At 73.8% G+C, this 17,886-nt stretch carries 16 protein-coding genes; 4 read left to right on the top strand and 12 right to left on the bottom strand.

The genetic code is table 11. The annotated features are described in order from the left end of the window. Positions 1–10: 10 nt before the first annotated feature. The 3 genes from ACFY0I_RS09055 to tdh form a co-directional block, all read right to left on the bottom strand. Complete coding sequence (locus ACFY0I_RS09055; RefSeq protein WP_388892315.1) at positions 11–925, bottom strand: LysR substrate-binding domain-containing protein; 915 nt, start codon at positions 923–925, stop codon at positions 11–13. Positions 926–937: 12 nt separating this feature from the next. Continuing rightward, positions 938–2,146 (bottom strand): glycine C-acetyltransferase, encoded by a 1,209-nt coding sequence (locus tag ACFY0I_RS09050; RefSeq protein ID WP_388892312.1) that lies wholly within the window; start codon positions 2,144–2,146, stop codon positions 938–940. A 110-nt stretch (positions 2,147–2,256) separates the two neighbouring features. Further along, positions 2,257–3,285, bottom strand: coding sequence for an L-threonine 3-dehydrogenase (gene tdh, locus ACFY0I_RS09045; RefSeq protein WP_388892309.1), 1,029 nt, complete (start codon positions 3,283–3,285; stop codon positions 2,257–2,259). Positions 3,286–3,500: 215 nt separating this feature from the next. Between tdh and ACFY0I_RS09040 the strand changes: the two genes are divergently transcribed. After that, the gene (locus ACFY0I_RS09040; protein ID WP_388892306.1) at positions 3,501–4,418 is read left to right on the top strand and encodes an alpha/beta hydrolase fold domain-containing protein; all 918 of its coding nucleotides are present in this window, start codon (positions 3,501–3,503) and stop codon (positions 4,416–4,418) included. Positions 4,419–4,472: 54 nt separating this feature from the next. Here ACFY0I_RS09040 and ACFY0I_RS09035 read toward each other — a convergent pair whose 3' ends face one another. Beyond that, a complete protein-coding gene (locus tag ACFY0I_RS09035) occupies positions 4,473–5,201 on the bottom strand; it encodes a class I SAM-dependent methyltransferase (protein WP_388892304.1) in 729 nt (242 codons plus the stop codon). Between the two features lie 331 nt (positions 5,202–5,532). Here ACFY0I_RS09035 and ACFY0I_RS09030 point away from each other — a divergent pair, with 331 nt between their 5' ends. Beyond that, complete coding sequence (locus ACFY0I_RS09030) at positions 5,533–7,521, top strand: SpoIIE family protein phosphatase (protein WP_388892796.1); 1,989 nt, start codon at positions 5,533–5,535, stop codon at positions 7,519–7,521. An 86-nt stretch (positions 7,522–7,607) separates the two neighbouring features. On the opposite strand, the gene ACFY0I_RS09025 is transcribed toward ACFY0I_RS09030, so the two are convergent. Continuing rightward, positions 7,608–9,410 (bottom strand): glycoside hydrolase family 15 protein, encoded by a 1,803-nt coding sequence (locus ACFY0I_RS09025; protein ID WP_388892302.1) that lies wholly within the window; start codon positions 9,408–9,410, stop codon positions 7,608–7,610. A gap of 46 nt (positions 9,411–9,456) precedes the next feature. Further along, positions 9,457–9,987, bottom strand: coding sequence for a DoxX family protein (locus tag ACFY0I_RS09020; RefSeq protein ID WP_388892299.1), 531 nt, complete (start codon positions 9,985–9,987; stop codon positions 9,457–9,459). A gap of 110 nt (positions 9,988–10,097) precedes the next feature. Between ACFY0I_RS09020 and ACFY0I_RS09015 the strand changes: the two genes are divergently transcribed. Continuing rightward, complete coding sequence (locus ACFY0I_RS09015; RefSeq protein WP_388892297.1) at positions 10,098–10,562, top strand: MarR family winged helix-turn-helix transcriptional regulator; 465 nt, start codon at positions 10,098–10,100, stop codon at positions 10,560–10,562. Between the two features lie 17 nt (positions 10,563–10,579). Next, positions 10,580–10,870, top strand: a complete 291-nt coding sequence (locus tag ACFY0I_RS09010) for a YkvA family protein (RefSeq protein ID WP_388892294.1) — start codon at positions 10,580–10,582, stop codon at positions 10,868–10,870. Between the two features lie 123 nt (positions 10,871–10,993). Here ACFY0I_RS09010 and ACFY0I_RS09005 read toward each other — a convergent pair whose 3' ends face one another. From ACFY0I_RS09005 to ACFY0I_RS08980, 6 genes are all read right to left on the bottom strand, one after another. After that, entirely contained in the window at positions 10,994–11,632 is a 639-nt protein-coding gene (locus tag ACFY0I_RS09005) for a fasciclin domain-containing protein (RefSeq protein WP_388892292.1), read from the bottom strand. A 126-nt stretch (positions 11,633–11,758) separates the two neighbouring features. Continuing rightward, the gene (locus ACFY0I_RS09000) at positions 11,759–12,580 is read right to left on the bottom strand and encodes a hypothetical protein (protein WP_388892289.1); all 822 of its coding nucleotides are present in this window, start codon (positions 12,578–12,580) and stop codon (positions 11,759–11,761) included. A 259-nt stretch (positions 12,581–12,839) separates the two neighbouring features. Then, entirely contained in the window at positions 12,840–13,442 is a 603-nt protein-coding gene (locus ACFY0I_RS08995; RefSeq protein ID WP_388892286.1) for a hypothetical protein, read from the bottom strand. Between the two features lie 51 nt (positions 13,443–13,493). Beyond that, entirely contained in the window at positions 13,494–14,618 is a 1,125-nt protein-coding gene (locus ACFY0I_RS08990; protein WP_388892794.1) for a hypothetical protein, read from the bottom strand. Positions 14,619–14,760: 142 nt separating this feature from the next. After that, the gene (locus ACFY0I_RS08985; RefSeq protein WP_388892283.1) at positions 14,761–16,209 is read right to left on the bottom strand and encodes an NADH-ubiquinone oxidoreductase-F iron-sulfur binding region domain-containing protein; all 1,449 of its coding nucleotides are present in this window, start codon (positions 16,207–16,209) and stop codon (positions 14,761–14,763) included. Then, entirely contained in the window at positions 16,206–17,744 is a 1,539-nt protein-coding gene (locus ACFY0I_RS08980) for a hypothetical protein (RefSeq protein ID WP_388892280.1), read from the bottom strand. Before ACFY0I_RS08980 ends, ACFY0I_RS08985 begins: the two co-directional genes overlap by 4 nt. Between the last annotated feature and the right edge of the window lie 142 nt (positions 17,745–17,886).

Here is a 17,886-nt window from a genome sequence, read left to right as displayed (position 1 = left end):
CGACCCCGGCTCAGTGCGTCGGCAGCCGCTCCGCCTCACGGACCAGGGCGGCGAGGACCGGGGCGATCAGCGGGTGGGACTCGGCGCCGCGCCGGGTGGCGGCGAAGACGCGGCGGGTCGCGGCGGGCCCGGCGACGGGCAGGACGCGGGACTCCTTGAGGTCCATGCCGCGCAGCGCCGAACGCGGGACGAGGGCCACGCCGGCGCCGGCCCCGACCAGGGCGGTGACGGCGCGGAAGTCGTCGGAGGAGTGCACGAACCGGGGCTGGAAGCCCGCCAGTTCGCAGGCCAGCAGGGTCACGTCGTAGCAGGGGTTGCCCGGGTACTGCCCCACCCAGTCGGCGTCGGACAGGTCCGCCAGTGCCACGGTCGGCAGGTCGGCGAGGGGGTGACCGGCGGGCAGGACCGCGTCGAAGGGTTCGGCGTACAGCGGGAGCACCGACAGCCGGGCGTCGTCGGCGCCGGGTCCGCCCCGGTACTCGACGGCCAGGGCGACGTCCGCCTCCCCGTCGAGCAGCATCGGCAGGCTCTGGTCGCCCTCCGCGTCCCGGACGCGGAGCCTGATGCCCGGGTGTTCCCGTCCCAGCCGGGCGATGGCGGGCGCCAGTACCTCGGCGATGCCCGTCGCGAACGCGGCGACGGTGACCTCGCCCGCCGCACCGCCCGCGTACGCGGCGAGTTCGGCCTCGGCGCGCTCCAGCTGGGCCAGCACCTCGTGGGCGTGGCCCAGCAGGATCTCCCCGGCGGCGGTGAGCCGTACGCCCCGGCCGCTGCGGGTGAGCAGGGTGTGGCCCGTCTCCTGTTCCAGCGCGGCGAGCTGCTGGGAGACGGCGGACGGGGTGAGGTACAGGGCTGCGGCCGCGGCGGTCACCGTACGGTGGTCCGCCACGGCCCGCAGGATGCGCAGCCGGCGGGGGTCGATCACGCCCCCATGATGTCAGCCCTGAGCAGCGGCGAGAGCCGAGCGGGCGTCGACGAAGGCGTCCACCGCGCGCTCCACGTCGGCCGTCGAGTGGGCCGCCGAGAGCTGCACGCGGATGCGGGCCGCGCCCAGCGGGACGACCGGGTACGAGAAGCCGATCACGTACACGCCGCGCTCCAGCAGCAGCTCCGCCATCTTCGCCGCCTCGGCCGCGTCGCCGATCATGACGGGGGCGATGGCGTGGTCGCCGGGCAGGATCTCGAAGCCCGCCTCCGTCATCCTCGAGCGGAACAGCGCGGTGTTGGCCGCGAGGTGCTCGCGCAGGTCACCGGCCGACTCCAGCAGGTCGAGGACCTTGAGGGAGGCCGCCGCGATCACCGGGGCGAGGGAGTTGGAGAAGAGGTACGGGCGCGAGCGCTGGCGCAGCAGCTCGACGATCTCGGCGCGGGCGGCGACGTAGCCGCCGGAGGCGCCGCCGAGGGCCTTGCCGAGGGTGCCGGTGATGATGTCGACGCGGTCCATGACGCCGTGCAGTTCGGGGGTGCCGCGGCCGCCGGGGCCGACGAAGCCGACGGCGTGCGAGTCGTCGACCATGACCATGGCGTCGTAGCGCTCGGCGAGGTCGCAGATCTCGGCGAGGGGGGCGACGTATCCGTCCATGGAGAACACGCCGTCGGTGACGACGAGCTTGCGGCGGGCGCCGCCCTCGGTGGCTTCCTTCAGACGGGCTTCGAGCTCGCCGAGGTCGCGGTTGGCGTAGCGGAAGCGGCGGGCCTTGGACAGCCGGATGCCGTCGATGATGGAGGCGTGGTTGAGGGCGTCGGAGATGACCGCGTCCTCGGCGCCGAGGAGGGTCTCGAAGACGCCGCCGTTGGCGTCGAAGCAGGAGGAGTAGAGGATGGTGTCCTCCTGGCCGAGGAAGGCGGACAGCCGCGCCTCCAGCTCCTTGTGCACCTCCTGGGTGCCGCAGATGAAGCGGACGGAGGCCATGCCGTAGCCCCAGCGGTCCAGTGCGTCCTTCGCGGCCGCGACGACCTCGGGGTGGTCCGCGAGGCCGAGGTAGTTGTTGGCGCAGAAGTTCAGGACCTCGCCCGGAGCGCCGCCCGCGGTCACGGCGACGGCCGCGTTCTGCGGGGTGCCGATGACCCGTTCGGGCTTGTGCAGGCCCGCGGCGCGGATCTCGTCGAGGGTGGTGCGCAGGTCGTCGCGGACGGACTCGAACATGTGCGGTGCTCCTTGTGCGGCGAAGGGGGGCCGGGCCCCGCGGAGGGGGGAGGGTGTGCGGGGCCCGGCCGGAGGGAGATGGTCAGGGGGTGGCGCGATCCTGAGCCGGCTCAGGCCGTCCAGTCCAGGATGATCTTGCCGCTGCGGGCGGTGGCGGCCTCGTCGAAGGCGGCTTCGAAGTCGCGGTGCGAGTAGCGGCCGGTGATGACCGGGGACAGGTCGAGCCCGCCCTCGAGCAGCACCGTCATCGCGTACCAGGTCTCGAACATCTCGCGGCCGTAGATCCCCTTGATGGTGATCATCGAGGTGACGACCTTCGCCCAGTCGACGGCGAACTCCTGCGCCGGCAGGCCCAGCATGGCGATGCGGCCGCCGTGGGTCATGTTGTCGATCATGTCGCGCATGGCCTCGGCGCGGCCCGACATCTCCAGGCCGATGTCGAAGCCCTCGCGCAGGCCGAGCTGCGCCTGCGCGTCGGCGATGGAGGAGTCGGCGACGTTCACCGCGAGGGTGGCGCCCGCCTTGCGGGCGATCTCCAGCCGCTCCGGGCTGACGTCGGTGATGACCACGTTGCGCGCGCCGGCGTGCCGGGCCACGGCCGCCGCCATGATGCCGATCGGGCCCGCGCCGGTGATCAGGACGTCCTCGCCGACCAACGGGAAGGACAGCGCGGTGTGCACGGCGTTGCCGAACGGGTCGAAGATCGCCGCGACGTCCAGGTCCACGGACGTCCGGTGGACCCACACGTTCTGCGCGGGCAGGACGACGTACTCGGCGAAGGCGCCGTCGCGCCCGACGCCGAGGCCGATCGTGCTGCGGCACAGGTGCCGGCGGCCGGCCAGACAGTTGCGGCACCTTCCGCACACCAGGTGGCCCTCGCCGCTGACCAGGGCGCCGAGCTCGATGTCGCGGACGTCCGCGCCGAGCGCCGCGACCTCGCCGACGAACTCGTGGCCGAGGATCAGGGGGGTCTTGACCGCGCCCTGCGCCCAGCCGTCCCACGAGCGGATGTGCAGGTCCGTCCCGCAGATGCCGGTCCGCAGCACCTTGATCAGCACGTCGCCGGGGCCGTACTCGGGCTCGGGAACGTCCATGAGCCACAGCCCGGGCTCGGCCTTGTGCTTGACGAGTGCCTTCATGGGGTGGCTCCAGGCATGCGGAAGGGGGCGCCGGGGCCGGTGGGGTCCGGGTGGCGTCGTTGACGTGCACCAATGTGCCGATTCGGAAGGTGATCGGTCCATCGAGACTTTCTTAAGCGGGTCGACAGCGCAGCTTCACGCCTATGCTCCTCGGGTGACGGGGGCAGGGGCCCGGGACCGGGATCCGGGGCAGGGGAAAAGGGGAGGTGAGGGGCGTGCCGAGTCTGCGCAGCAGGGCGCTTTCGGCCGCGCTGATCGCGACGGGGCGGCGAAGACGGTTCGCCAGCGCGGAAGCGGTGCGGGCCCGGGTGGCGGAATCCGCCCGCAGGCCGTCGTCGCACCTGCCGCCGCGGTCGCTGGGCCGGGTCGCCGAGGTCTCGCGGACCTTCGTCGGAGCCTGGCCCGTGTACGACGTCTCCCCGCGCGGGGAGGAGCCCGTGACACGGGTGCTGTACGTGCACGGCGGCGCGTACATCAACGAGCTGGTCCGACCCCACTGGTCGATGATCCGCACCCTGGTGACCCGGGCGCGGGCCCGGGTCGTCGTACCGGCGTACATCCTCGCCCCGCGCGGCACCGCCGACCGGACGGTCCCGGTGGCCGCCGACCTGCTGAGCGGTCTGATCGAGGGCGGGGGCGCCGGCGGCACGGTGCTGATCGGGGACTCCGCGGGCGCCGGGCTGGCGCTGGCCGCCGCGCAGCGGCTGCGCGAGCGCACCGGTGCGCAGCCGTCCCGGATCGTGCTGATCTCCCCCTGGCTGGACCTGACCATGAGCCATCCGGGCCAGGCCGCGATCGAGGCGGGCGACCCGATGCTGGCCCGCCCGGGCCTGCTGGAGGCGGGCCGGCTGTACGCGGGCGTCCTCGCCCCCGACGATCCCCGGGTGAGTCCGCTGCACGGCTCCTTCGCGGGACTCGCGCCGATGACGGTGTTCACCGGCACCCGGGACGTGCTGACGACCGACAGCCGGGAGCTGCTGCGCCGTGCCCGCGAGGCCGGGGTGGAGGTGGAGTGGCAGGAGGAGCCGGGCCTGCCGCACGGCTACCCCCTCATGCCGGTCCCGGAGGGCCGGACGGCCCGGGACCGGATCGTGGAACTGGTGCGGGCATCGGCCGCGGACGGATCGGCCTAGCGTCGTACGGTCGCCCACCCGCACCGGTGTCGGCGGCATCGGAGGGCCTTCGCTTCAGGCCGTGCAGGTCATCAGGGAGCTGACCGGCCAGGCGCGGTAGGCCGTCCAGTAGGCCTCGTCGCGGGAGGCGTCGGCGGGCGGGGTGCGGCTGGGCTGCCAGCCCACCGTGGTGAAGCCCGCGTCGACGGCGGCTTCGGCGAAGTCGGCGTGCGCCCATTCCCGGTACTCGAAGTGCAGCGGCGGTTCGGTGAGGAACTGCGCCTTCAGCAGCGCCGGCGCCTCCCCGTCCGGCACCCGGTCGAGGATGCGCATCCCGTACGGGGACCAGTCCACGCGCGGGAAGGCGCCGGGGTTGCGGACGAGGGAGAGCAGCCGACCGCCGGACCGCAGGTTGGCCCGGATCCCGCGGAACATCGCGTGCAGGGCGGCCCGGTCGGGGGCGTGGCTGAACAGGTAGACGGCGGTGGCGAGGTCGAAGGGGCCGAGTTGCGGCATGGAGGCGGCGTCGGCGACGACGTACTCCACCGGGCCCGGGGCGCCCGCACCGTGCCGCTCCCGGGCCAGCCGGACGCGGTCGGGGCAGTTGTCGACGCCCACGGTCCGCCGGGCTCCGCCGCTCGCCAGCAGCCCGGCGGAGCCGCCGTGGCCGCAGGCGACGTCGAGGGTGTCGAGGTCGCGGACCCCGCCGAGGGCGTCGAGGGCCGTGCGGAGCGTGAAGGCGTCGGCCGCCGAGAAGGCCGTGCCGGGCGCGGGGTGCGCGAGGGTGTCGTACGGCTGGTGCATGCCGGCATGCCTCCCCGCCGCCGGCCGGGTGACGGCCGGGGTGCCGGGTGCGTCCCTCGGACGGGGGATGCGTTCGGGTCAGTCGGTACGGCGTACGGGGCGGGGGCAGGGAGACGGGCGGGCGGATCCGCGGGCGGCCGGCTCCGCCGGGATGCAGGTCGCGGCGGCGATGGCGCATGCTGACTGTGTGACGGCGAGACCGGACAGCGGCGGCCCAGCCTCCGGCGCCATGGCCGGGCTGCTCGCGCGTGCCGCCGTCGGCGCCGTGGAGGACCTGGGCGGGTTCGCGGGCGGCGTGTACCTGCGCTCGGACAGCGAGGGCATGTTGCGGATGGCCGTGCTCGCCGGGCTGCCGGGGCAGTTGTTCCGGCCCTGGTGGCGGATGCATGTGAACCGGCCGTATCCGGTCGCCGAGTCCTACCGCTCCGGCCAGTCGGTGCACCTGCACGACGGGGAGGCGTCCATGCGGCGCTTCCCGCAACTGATGGCCGGCCTGCCGTTCACGTTCGCCTCCCTCTACGAGCCCGTCACCGCGGGGCCCGAACGGTTCGGGGTGCTGCTGGTGATGCGGCCGGCGACCCCGGGGGTGCCGGTCGGTACCGAGGACCGGGAACGGCTGCGCAGGGCCGCGGACCGGCTCGCCTGGGACCTGGCCGCGCTGGCGGCCGACGGCGAGCGGGTGTCCTGGAACGCGGACCCGATCTGCCTGCCGTCACCCATGGCTCCCGGAGACGCCCGGGAGGCACTGGACCACCTCGCGCAGGCGGTCCTGTCCGTGGACCGGCAGGGCAGGATCGGCTTCGCCAACACCGCCGCCCAGGAACTGCTCGGCCTGGGCGAGAGCCTGCTGCGGGGCCGGGTCCTGTGGGAGGCCCTGCCCTGGCTGGGGCATCCCGCCTACGAGGACCACCTCAGGGCCGTGTTCCTGTCGGTCGAGCCGGTCCACTTCGCCGCCCGGGGCACGATCGATCCCGAGCGGGAGTGGCTGTCGGTGGGCCTGCTCCCGGGGCCGGGCGGGGTCACGGTGACCATCGGTACCGCCGAGAAACCGGCCTACGCGCCGGAGTCGGTGGCCAGTCCCGGCTCCGGGCTGGGTTCGCCGGCCGACCGCGCCGCGGCCCTGTACCGGCCGGTGGCCCTCGCCATCGCCCTGACCGAGGCGGTCACCGCGCGCCAGGTGTCGGCCGTGGTCACCGACGAGCTGCTGCCCGCGTTCGGTGGCCGCCAGCTGGCCATCTACCTCCTCGACGAACGGCACCTGTACCTCGCCTGGGAGACCGGTTTCCCCTCCGGCTTCCTCGACCGTTTCGACGGGGTCTCCCTGGACATACGGCTGCCCGGGGTGGAGACCCTGACCTCCGGCCGGCCGATGTTCTTCGAGTCGATGCAACACCTGGCCGCCGCCTACCCGGGAATCCCGATGGACGCGGACGTCGGAGCCCGCGCGTTCCTCCCGCTGATCGCCTCCGGCCGCCCGGTGGGCTCCTGCATCCTCGGCTTCGACGCCCCGCGCGGCTTCAGCCCCGAGGAGCGTACGGTCCTCACCGCGCTGGCCGGTCTGATCGCCCAGGCCCTGGAACGGGCGCGGCGCTACGACAACGAGGCGGCGCTGGCCCGCGGGCTCCAGGCGGCCCTGCTGCCGCACCGGCTGCCGGTGCTGGCGAACGTGGCCACGGTGGCCCGGTACCTGCCCGGGACCGACGGCATGGACGTGGGCGGCGACTGGTACGACGTCATCGTCACCCGGGCGGGGTTGCTGGCCCTGGTGATCGGGGACGTCCAGGGTCACGGGGTGTCCGCCGCCGCGACCATGGGCCAGCTGCGCAGCGCGGTACGGGCCTTCGCGCTCAGCGGCAACACGCCGGAGGAGGTCATGCGGGGCACGAACCAACTGCTGATCGATCTGGACCCCGGACAGTTCGCCAGCTGCTGCTACGTCGTGCTCGACCCGGAATCCGGCCGCGCCCTGGCCGTCCGCGCCGGCCACCCGCAGCCGTTGCTGCGCCACGCCGACGGCCGTACCGAGGTGCTGGACCTGCCGGGCGGGGTGGTCCTCGGCATCGACGCGGGCGGGGAGTATCCGGTGACCGAGCTGCTGCTGGAGCCGGGCGCGGTGCTCGCGCTGTACACGGACGGGCTGGTGGAGACGCCGGGCACGGACATCGACGCGGGCGTGGAGCGGTTGCGGGCCGCCCTGGCGGCCGCCCGGCCGTCCCCGCTGACGGAGACGGCCGACCGGCTGGTCGGCGAGGCGGGCAGCACGGCCGACCGGCCCGACGACATCGCCCTCCTCCTCGCGTCCCGCACGAAGTCTCCGTAGGGCGGTGGCGGCTGCTACGGGCGCGGGCCACGGACGTCGGTCGGGACCACCCGACGGCGGTCCCGACCGGCGTCAGTGCGGCCGGCTCACTGCGCCACGTCCCGGCCGGCCAGGGTCAGGGCGCTGTTCACCAGGCCGACGTGGCTGAACGCCTGCGGGAAGTTGCCGAGTTGGCGTCCGGCGACTGGGTCGTACTCCTCCGCGAGCAGGCCGACGTCGTTGCACACGCCCAGGAGTCGTTCGAACAGTTCCCGGGCCTCCTTGCCCCGGCCCGTCATGTGCAGGGCGTCGACCAGCCAGAACGAGCAGGCCAGGAAGGCCCCTTCGTCGCCGGGCAGCCCGTCCACGGACGGGCCCTCGGTGCTGTAGCGGCGGACCAGGCCGTTGCGGCCCAACTCCTCCCGGACCGCGTCGACGGTGCCGATCACGCGCGGGTCGTCGGGCGGCAGGAAACCGACGCGGGGAATGAGCAGGGTCGCCGCGTCGAGCTCGCGCGAGCCGTAGTACTGGGTGAAGGTGCCCCGTTCGGCGTCGAATCCGTGCTCGCAGACGTCGGCGTGGACCTCGTCCCTTATGGCCCGCCAGCGCTCCACGTCGCCGGGGATCCCGGGGTCGCCCTCAAGGGTGCGGACGGCCCGGTCGGCGGCCACCCAGGCCATCACCTTGGAGTGCACGAAGTGCCGGCGCGGTCCGCGCACTTCCCAGAGGCCCTCGTCGGGCCGGCGCCAGTTCTTCTCGAGGAAGTCGAGGAGGGCGAGCTGGATCCGCCAGGCGTGCCGCTCCGCGGGGAGTCCGGAGGAGCGGGCGAGGTGGAGGGAGTCGATGACCTCGCCGTACACGTCGAGCTGGAGCTGGTCCACGGCGGCGTTGCCGACGCGCACCGGCGCGGAGGAGGCGTACCCGCGCAGCCACGGCAGGTCGGTCTCGGGCATCCGTCGCTCGCCGGCGATCCCGTACATGATCTGGAGGTCGGCCGGGTCGCCCGCCGCCGCCCGCAGCAGCCAGGCCCGCCAGGCGCGGGCCTCGTCGAGGAACCCGGTGGCGAGGAGGGCGCCGAGGGTGAGGGTGGAATCGCGCAGCCAGCAGTAGCGGTAGTCCCAGTTGCGGACCCCGCCGAGCTCCTCCGGCAGGGAGGTCGTCGCGGCGGCGACGATGCCCCCCGTCGGCGCGTACGTCAGGCCCTTGAGGGTGATCAGGGAGCGGATCACAGCCTCCTTGTAGGGGCCCTCGTAGTGGCATTGGGAAGCCCACTCCCGCCAGTCGGCGAGGCTCTGTTCCAGTGCCGCGTACGGGTCCACGGGCGCGGGGCGCGGCTCGTGGGAGGGGTGCCAGGTCAGCACGAAGGCGACCTTCTCCCCCGCGCCGACGGTGAACTCCGAGCAGGTGCTGTTCTCCTCGCCCCAGGTGCGGACGGGGGGTTCGCTGCGGAACCAGGCCGAGTCGGGTCCGGCGACGGCGACCCGGTCACCCTCGCTGCGCCGGACCCAGGGGACGACGTGGCCGTAGTCGAACCGCAGGCGCAGCGTGCTGTGGAGGGTGACCCGGCCGGACACGCCTTCGACGATCCGCATCACGTCGGGTGCGGTGTCGCGCTGCGGCATGAAGTCGATGACCTTGACCGTGCCGTCCGGGGTTTCCCAGTAGGACTCCAGGACGAGGGAGCCGTCGACGTAGGCGCGGCGCGTGCACGGTTCTCCGTCGGCGACGCCGCTCGGGGCGATGCGCCAGTGACCGTTCTCCTGGTCACCGAGGAGGGCGGCGAAGCAGGCGGCCGAGTCGAAGCGGGGCAGGCACAGCCAGTCGATGGACCCGTCCCGGCCGACCAGTGCGCTGGTCATGAGGTCGCCGATGAGTGCGTAGTCTTCGATCGCCTGTGTGGGGTGCGTCATTCATCCGCTGTTCCCCCAATTTCCCGGGGCCAATCAGCTCGCGCGATCAGTTGCGGATCAAGAGCGTCACGGCCGCGAGGACGATGCCCAGGGCGAGGGCCAACGCCCCCTGCTTCAGGCCGTGGGAGCGCAGGGCGGCCACGGGCAGGGCGCGGTCGGCGGCGAGGCGGCCGGGGCCGGTGAGGGTGAGGGCGGCGGCGGCCACGGCCAGCAGCAGCTCGTACTCCATGCCCTCGGGCGCGAAGAAGGAGCCGGTGCCGTGGACGGCGAGGGCGTTGATCATCGTGCCGGTGACGGCCGCTCCGGCCAGCGGCGTGAGCAGACCGGCGGCGAGGCCGAGGCCGCCCAGGGTCTCGGTGAGGCCGGCGATGACGGCCATGGCGTCTCCGGCCGGGTAACCGACGGAGGTGAAGAACTGCCCGGTGCCCTCGATCCCGCCGCCGCCGAACCAGCCGAAGAGCTTCTGGGTTCCGTGGGCGGCGACGGTCAGGCCGAGCACGACGCGCAGGAGCAGGAGTCCTGCGTCGTAGGGCGCGGTGGCCGGGGCCTTCGTCGAGGTGGCGGAGGCGCTGGTCATGGGGGGTTCCTTCCGGTCGGGCCGGCTCGGCAGGAGTAGTTCAAATTCGAACCGGCAGCCCCGACCCTAGCCACTGATTCAAATTGGAACAACCCGTGTAGGCTGGGGCCATGGACGGGACGAGATGGCTGGACGAGCGTGAGATGCGGGCCTGGAACGGCTTCCTGGCCGCTTCCGCCCTGGTGAACCGACGTCTCGACCAGCAGCTCAAGGACGACTCCGGGCTGTCGCACCCCCAGTACGAGATCCTCGTACGGCTCGCCGCGGCGCCCGACCGGGAACTGCGGATGACCGAGCTCGCGAACGGGCTCATCAACTCCAAGAGCGGGCTGACCTACCAGGTGACCCAGATGGAGAAGGCCGGACTGGTCCGGCGCCGCAGCTGCCCCTCCGACGTCCGCGGGGTCTTCGCCGTCCTCACCGACGCCGGCCGGGCCCGGCTGGAGGAAGCGGCCCCCGGGCACGTGAGCACGGTCAGGGAGATCCTCGTCGACGTCCTGACCCCCGAGCAGCTCGACGCGCTCTCGGTCGGTCTGGGGGAAGTCGGCCGCCGATTGCGGGAGCAGGGCGCCTGAGCGGGTAAGGGGATCCCATGGACGGAAAAGTCTGGCTGGTCATCGCGGCGGTCCTCGCCGTCGCCCTGGCGATCGTGGCCGCGGTACTGCTGGTACGGGTGTTCGCGGCCCGGAAGCTGCTGCTGGACGCCGGGATCCCGCTGCGCGACAAGGCCCTGTTCTGGGTCGCGGTCGTCTACACCATCTCCCCGGTGGACCTCATCCCCGACCCGGTCTACCTCGACGACGTGGGCGTGCTCCTGCTCGCCCTGCGCTCCCTGCACGCGGCGGCCCAGGCCGCCAGAAGGCCCGCCGACCGGATCGTCTGACGGCTCGGGGCCGCAACGGCCCGACGGCTCGGGGCCGTACGGAGGACGCTGCGCGGCCCATTCCCCGGGGCCACGCAGCGTCCGTTCAGATGCGCCGCGTTGGGCGCGTACGCGCCGCCGGCGCTACTTCGGCATCAGGACGGTGTCGACGATGTAGACGGTCGCGTTGGCCGTGGGGACGTTGCCACAGACGACGGCGGAGGTGTCGTTGACCTTGTAGGCCTCACCGGAACCGGCCGTGGTGATCTTGCCCGTCTCCAGGGTCTCGAAGGAGCCGTTCTCCAGCTGCTTCGGGGTGAGCTTCTGCCCCACGACGTGGTAGGTGAGGATCTTGGTCAGCATGGCCTTGTCCGCGAGGACCTTGTCGAGGTCGGCCTTCGGGATCTTGGCGAACGCGTCGTTGGTGGGGGCGAAGACGGTGACGTCCTTCGCGTTGTTGAGGGTGTCGACGAGGCCGGCCTGCTTGACGGCCGCGACCAGCGTGGACAGGGCCGGGTTGTTCGAGGCCGCCGTGGCGACCGGGTCCTTGGCCATGCCGTCGAAGCTGCCCGCGCCGTCCTTCGGGACGCCGGCACAGGCCGGGCCGAAGGGACCGTCGGCCGCGGCGGAGGCCTCGGGCGTGGCCGCCTGGGACGCGGTGGTGTCCGCGGCCGGACCGGCGGCGGAGTCCTTGCCGGACTCCGAGCAGGCGGCGAGGGCGAAGGGAAGGACGGCGGCCGCGGTGACGGCAACAGCGGTACGACGGAACTGACGGGTGTTCATCACGGTTCTCCTGTGGACTTTCACTGGCGGAAAGGAACGGTCTGGAAGGGGAGAGGAACGGGAGGGAAGGAAGCGGGGGAAGAAGCGGGGACAGGTGGTTCGGGGGGCGGCCCGGTCGACCCGGGCTCAGGCGACGCCGACGACGGCCGAGTGCCATCCGCGGGCGCCGTCGGGGATGGTCCGGGCCCGTTGCTCGGTCCGGAGCGCGCACGTGCCGTCGGTGGCGCGGTGGAAGTCCGCGTCGGGGGTGGTGAAGCGGGTGATGCCCGGGACGCGCAGGGATGGCCCGCGGGGCAGTGGGGTGGCCGGTGACGCGGGGGCGGGCAGCGCGGGGGCGGGCAGCCCGACGGCGGCCCGGGACGCCTCGGCGCCCCGGACCCGCGAGGAGTTCGGCTGTCGACCGAGCGCACCCGCCGCCGTCGAGGCCGGCGCAGCGGCCCCGGCGGCGACGAGGAAGCCGTGGCGGCTCCAGCCGTCCGCCCCGGCGCTCTCCTGCCGCACGACGGTCGGCCGCCCGATCAGGAAATACAGCAACCCGGCGCCGCCCAACGCGCCCACCAGCGAGGGCAGGGCGTCGAACGGGCCGGTGGAGTCCGGGCGGGTCAGGGCGGCCGCACCGCAGACGAGGCCGAACAGGAGCACCCCGGCCGCGCCGGTGCGCCGGCGGCGCAGGGCCGGCAGGCCCGGCGCCACAGCGAGCAGGCCGAGGGTGGCGAGGATCCCGAGCTGGAGGACCGGCCTGTCCGCGGTCCCGAACTGACGGATGGCCCAGTCCTTGACCGTGGCCGTCCGGTCGATGGCCGCGCCGCCCACCGCCGTGACCGGACCGGCCTCGGGGCGCACGGCGGCCGAGACCGGCTCGGCGACCGCCAAGGCCGCGTAGCCGGAGAGCAGGCCGCTCAGCGCCGCCGAGGCGGTGCGGGCGAAGGTGCTGCGGTTGATCCTCACACCCGGTCTTCGGTGCCATCCGGTCGGCGGATTGGCCATTCAGCCACCCGAGTGACATCCGACCCATCGTTGACGCGCGGAACGCGTCCTCGGCGGTGCTGATCGCGGGCGCCTGCACCGCTCGCCCGGGCCGCTCGCCCGGGCCGGTTCCGGGTCCCGCCACCGGGAGGGCGGAGCCCGCCGTACGCGCCGGGACTCCCACCGGGGCCTGGTAGGAGACCCCGGTGGGAGGTACGGGTGCGCCCCGTGGGCGGACGGCTCAGGGGGCGGCGGGCTCCGGCGGGGCGGAGCCGGGGCCGTGGCCTCCGGCGTCGTGGCCCCCGGCTCGGGGGGCCGGCCCCTCGGAGCCGGCGTCGTGGCCCTCCGCGCCGTGCTCCCCCGCGTGGCCCTCCGTCGGCCCGGGCGCGGCGTGCGAGGCGCCGTTCGTGACGGTGCCGCCGAGGCGTTCGCGCAGGGGCGCCAGGGCTTCGGCGGTGGCGGCGGTGACGACCCAGCGGTTGCCGACGAGGTAGGTGCCGCCGTACATCGCGGACTCCGCGAGCCACGCGCGCTGGCCCTGGTCGGCGGCGAAGGTCGTCATGCGGTAGGAATCCGGCCCCGCCCCGCAGGCCGCCTCCTTGAGCTCCTCCGCGTCGACGGTGACCTCGGCCGTGCAGCCGAGGACGGCGGCGATCTCCTGGAGGGTGGCGGTGCGGGCGGTGGACACCGGGCCGAGGTCTCCGGGGAGGTCCTGGCGCGTGGTCCCGGCGCCCTGGTCCGCCTTCTCGTGCTGACCGGCGCACCCGCCGCACAACAGGGAGGCGAGCAGGACGACGGCACACGGCAGGAGGTGGCGGGCGGTGATGCGGGGTGAGTCGGACACGTCTGCCTCACTGGGGTCCGGCGCGGACTGGGTGGACACCTCCGGCTGGGCCTACTGGACCGGCGCGACCTTCTTGCCGGCGTCGTTGACCGCGAACCAGAGGTTCTGCTTGCCGTGGCCGTTCGTCTGCCCGGGAGCGGTGTCACCGGTGAACGTGTAGACCGGCCAGCAGTCGATCGTCAATTGCATGCTGCCGTCAGGTCGTTTCACCGATCCGATCCATTCCTGGGGAATTCCCGACACCTTCGTCTTGTCCACGACCGGCGCGGGCTTCCAGGTATCGAGGCAGGCCCCGAGGCAGCCGAGCTTCATCGGCCACGCACTGTCCTTGTCGAACCGGTAGAGGGTGTTTCCCTTTCCGTCGACGAGAATCCTGCCGAGCTTTTCGTTGGACGCGACGGCGAGTTCGACGGCGGCTCCGGGCTTCGCGCCACCCGTTCCACCCTGGTCGCCCGTCCCGGGCTTCGCCGCGTCGCCGGTCGCTCCTCCCGTCGCCCCGCCCTCGGCGTTGCCCGGCGCCTCGTCGGCCCCCTCGCCCGCGCCGCCGCCCTTCGCACCGCCCTTCGCGTCGATGGCCTTCTTCCCGTCCGGCGCCAGGGCGTGCCAAGTACCGCCGACGCCCTCGCCCTTCGCCTCGCCCGGCTTGGTGTCCTTGGCGTAGCGGTAGACGGGCCAGCCCGCGAGGGTCAGCTGGCGGCTGCCGTCGGTACGGGTCACCTCGCCCAGGAGGCCGGCCTCGATACCCGCCGAGGCGGTGGCGTCGTCCGCCGGGACCGGCGGCCACACCGTGGCGCAGTCCCCGTCGCAGGAGGACTTGGGGGGCTTGGGCGTGTCCTTGTCGAAGCGGTAGAGGGTGGCGCCGGCGCTGTCGGTGACCACGCTGCCCACCGAGGCGATGGCCCGGACGGCGAGCTTCCCGGCGGCGCCCGCCTTCTCCGCGGCGGAGCCCCCGGACGCCGATCCGTACCCGGACCCCGAGCCGGCCGCGGCGTCCGATCCGTATCCGCCCGATCCGTATCCGGAGTCGTTCCCGTTCCCGATGGCTTTTCCGTCTCCGACCGGCTGTACGGAATTCACGTTTCCGGTGGCGGTCGTACCGCCCCCGCAGCCTGCCGCGAACATCAGTACCGCGGCCACCGATCCGACAGATATCGCACGACGCTTGCTGATCACGATCACTCCTTCGGTTCCTGCCCGGCGCTTTTGCGTCCTCGGTCATTCATAGGGCCTGCGGTGTCCGCCGAATTCGGATGGCCGTGAATTTGTCAGATCGCGCTAACGCCTGAACTCCGTATCGCGCGACCCGTTCACAGCGGGCTCATTCCTGAATGCGCAGGGCGAGGGCCGGGCAGCGGCGCACGGCGCGCAGGGCCTTCGGGCGCAGCCTTCCGGGTACGGGCATGACGGCCTGCGACGGGTACCCGTCGGCGTCGAGCCGCACGACCTCGGGGAGCAGGTCGACGCACAGACCGTGCCCCTTGCAGAGCGTCCAGTCCACGACGAGGCGTTCGGGGTTCTCGTCGGCCGGGAGCGGCAGGGCTCCCAGGACGCGGCGCCCGCATCCGCTGCCCAGGGCGTGGTCGCGCAGTTCCTCGGGGAACGTGGCGAGCGCGGACGCCACGAAGGAGGAGGTGCCGTCGGGGTGGCTGCACGCGCCGCGGCCGCGTACGGCGCGCATGCGGGCCTCCACGGCCTCCAGGGCGCCCCGCCCTCCGCCGCCCACGAGTTTCTCCACCGCGTCGGCGAGCGAGGGCAGCCCTCGGACGCAGGGTCCGCACTGCCCCGCGGATTCGTCCGCCATCCAGCGGGTGACCCGGGCCACTTCGCCCGCCGGGCAGGTGTCCTCGGGCAGTGGGAGGACCGCGCCGGCGCCCAGTACGGCGTCGTACGCGGCGAGGGACTGGCGGGACAGCGCCACGGAACGCGCCGCCGCAGGGGGCAACCACCGGCCGTGGTAGCCGCCGACGAGGACTCCCTGGCCGGGATCCGACCCGCACAGTTCCAGTACGTAGGCCAGGGAGGTCCCGGTCGGCACCTCGACGGCGGTGGCGCCGCCGACGGTGAGCATGATGGTGCCCGGTTCGGCGGGCGTGCCGACCGAGCAGTAGGCGTCGGCGCCGAGCCGTGCGGCGACGGCGAGTTGGGCGTAGGTCTCGGTGTTGGAGAGCAGTGTGGGCAGGCCGCCGAGGCCCCGGTCGCTGGTGCGCACCTTGCGCCCGGACGGGAGGGCGGGACCGCCTTCGATGCCGTTGATGAGGGAGGTTCCCTCGCCCGTCACGAAGCGTTCGGGGAGGCGGGCGACGCGGACCCGGCTGCCGACCGGCCCGCGTTCGGCGACGGCGGCGCGCAGCGACTGCTCGACGTCGTCCCGGGTGACGCCGACGACCACGTCCTCCGCGCCCAGGGCGGCGGCGGCCAGCAGCGCTCCGTCGAGCACCAGGTGCGGGACGTGCAGCAGCAGGGCGGTGTCCTTCAGGCAACTCGGCTCCCCTTCACTGCCGTTGACGACGACGGCGGTGCGCCCCTCGCGGCCGGCGGCGGTCCGGGTGACCGCCCGGAGCTTGCGGGCGAAGGGGAATCCCGCTCCGCCCCGGCCCCGCAGGTCGATGCGCTCGGCCAGTTCCGTGAGCTCGTCGGGGCGGTACGGAGGCAGCGGGCCGTGGACGCTCAGGTGGGCCTCGCGGTCGAGGCGCGTGGCGGTGTCGAGTCCGGCGAGCAGGCGGGGCTGTCCGACGCAGCCGAGGGCCGGCCGGGTCACGCCGGTCATGCGCGTCCCCGTCCGCCGTCGAACGGGGCGCCCGGGCGGTCGTTCGTGGCGGCGGTGCCGCCCGGGATGAACATCATGGCGTAGGGGGCCCTTTCGGGCCCGGACGGCGGGGCCGCCCGCGCGGCCACCACGGGGCCGACGGCCCCCGTCGGTATCAGCAGGGTGTCGGCGAGCGGGTCCGCACCCTGGGAGAGGATGCCCGGCAGCGGGATCACCGGGGGCACGGCGAACTGCTCCCGTCCGACGGGCTGTCCGGCGAACGAGGGCGCAACGCCCGGCGCGCCGGCGGGAGGCTGCGCGGGACCGGTGGACGCGAACCCCGGCTGGGAGAAACCGGATTGACCGACGTCGCTTTGGTCGAAGCCCTGCTGACCGAAGCCGGCTTGAGCAAAGCCCTGTTGAGCGAAGCCCGGTTGAGCGAAGCCCTGTTGACCGAAACCGGGTTGACCGAATCCGGGCTGCCCGAAGTTCGGCTGAGCCGGTCCGGACTGCCCGAAGGCGTTCTGGCCGAAGGCGTTCTGCGTGAAGGCGGGCGGGACGACGCCGGCCGGCGCGAAGGCGGGTTCGGCGGGAAGGGGCTGCGAAAAGGCCGTTTGCGTGAAGACCGGTTGGGGGACGTCAGGTTGGGTGAACGGGAACTGGGGCGGGGCGCCCTGTCCGGCGGGAGCATCGACGTACGCGGGCCGGACCGGGGGCATCGGGGCCGTGGCCGCTTCCGCGAACGCGGCGAGCACGGCCTCCTGTTCGGCGGCGGCAGATCCGGAGCGGCGGTCCAACTGCCTCGCGATGCGGGCCGTGAGTCGCTCCCCGGACTGCTCCGCGGGCTGGCGCACGAAGGGCTTCGGGTTGCGCGGCGGCGCCTGGCCCGGCGACTGGGGAGCGGTGGGCGGCGCGGCGGCGGGGCGCGCGGGGGCCGCCCGCAACCGTGCCCGCATCCGCAGGAAGAGCACGCCCGCGACGCCGGCCAGGCACAGCCCGTACGCCACGGTCACCCACGCACTGGCCGGACGGCCCGCCTTCAACCCGTGTACCAGCGAGGCCCCCCAGGCCGGGTACGCGCCCATGTGCAGGGCCCGCCACCACATGGACCGGCCCTTGGTGGCGAAGGCGCTGCGCACCGCACCGGAAACCGCGACGGAGACGAAGAGGTAGCCGGCGAGGGTGCCCAGTCCGATGAGGACGGGCTGTTCCCGGTCCGTGAACGGTAGGAACACGGCGGTGGCCTCGGTCTGCGATTCCGCGATCTTGACCCAGACGTGCAGGGCGAGGAAGCCGAGCCCCGAGACCGCGAGACCGCGGTGGGCCCCCTGGGCGAGGATCCGGTGACCGGAGGTCAGCAACGTACGGTCCGTGGCTGCGAGGCCCCACAGCACGGCGGAGGTGAGCGACACGAGGGAGAGGACGCCGGCGCCGTAGTCGAGGAAGTCGAACAGGCGCGTCAGGGCGCCCGCCCTGGCCGCGACGGCCAGGGCGAGCAGGGCGGCGAAGGCGGCGGCGCATACGGCCGCGGGGTGCGGGCCTCCGGCGGCGGACAACAGGGGCGGGCGTCGGAAGGCCCTTCGGCCACCGGCCTCGGTGGGGGCCGCACCGGCATGCCGTCTGGTGCGTCGGGCCCGGTGAGAGCGTGGCATACGGGTCTGGGACAGGGGCATCGGGTTCTCCCATACGCCCGGGCCC

It is taken from the genome of Streptomyces sp. NPDC001568 (genome assembly GCF_042893755.1).
Classification (GTDB): domain Bacteria; phylum Actinomycetota; class Actinomycetes; order Streptomycetales; family Streptomycetaceae; genus Streptomyces.
Note: the sequence above shows the minus strand (reverse complement) of the source record. Positions and strands in the feature narration are given on the sequence as shown.

What these genes read in the sequence shown, in the direction of transcription:
- ACFY0I_RS09010 (WP_388892294.1), top strand. Translation starts at nt 10,580, where the DNA reads ATGGACGGAAAAGTCTGGCTGGTCATCGCGGCGGTCCTCGCCGTCGCC.
- ACFY0I_RS08985 (WP_388892283.1), bottom strand. Translation starts at nt 16,209, where the DNA reads ATGACCGGCGTGACCCGGCCGGCCCTCGGCTGCGTCGGACAGCCCCGC.
- ACFY0I_RS09020 (WP_388892299.1), bottom strand. Translation starts at nt 9,987, where the DNA reads ATGACCAGCGCCTCCGCCACCTCGACGAAGGCCCCGGCCACCGCGCCC.
- ACFY0I_RS09050 (WP_388892312.1), bottom strand. Translation starts at nt 2,146, where the DNA reads ATGTTCGAGTCCGTCCGCGACGACCTGCGCACCACCCTCGACGAGATC.
- ACFY0I_RS09035 (WP_388892304.1), bottom strand. Translation starts at nt 5,201, where the DNA reads ATGCACCAGCCGTACGACACCCTCGCGCACCCCGCGCCCGGCACGGCC.
- tdh (WP_388892309.1), bottom strand. Translation starts at nt 3,285, where the DNA reads ATGAAGGCACTCGTCAAGCACAAGGCCGAGCCCGGGCTGTGGCTCATG.
- ACFY0I_RS09015 (WP_388892297.1), top strand. Translation starts at nt 10,098, where the DNA reads ATGGACGGGACGAGATGGCTGGACGAGCGTGAGATGCGGGCCTGGAAC.
- ACFY0I_RS09005 (WP_388892292.1), bottom strand. Translation starts at nt 11,632, where the DNA reads ATGAACACCCGTCAGTTCCGTCGTACCGCTGTTGCCGTCACCGCGGCC.
- ACFY0I_RS09025 (WP_388892302.1), bottom strand. Translation starts at nt 9,410, where the DNA reads ATGACGCACCCCACACAGGCGATCGAAGACTACGCACTCATCGGCGAC.
- ACFY0I_RS09030 (WP_388892796.1), top strand. Translation starts at nt 5,533, where the DNA reads ATGGCCGTGCTCGCCGGGCTGCCGGGGCAGTTGTTCCGGCCCTGGTGG.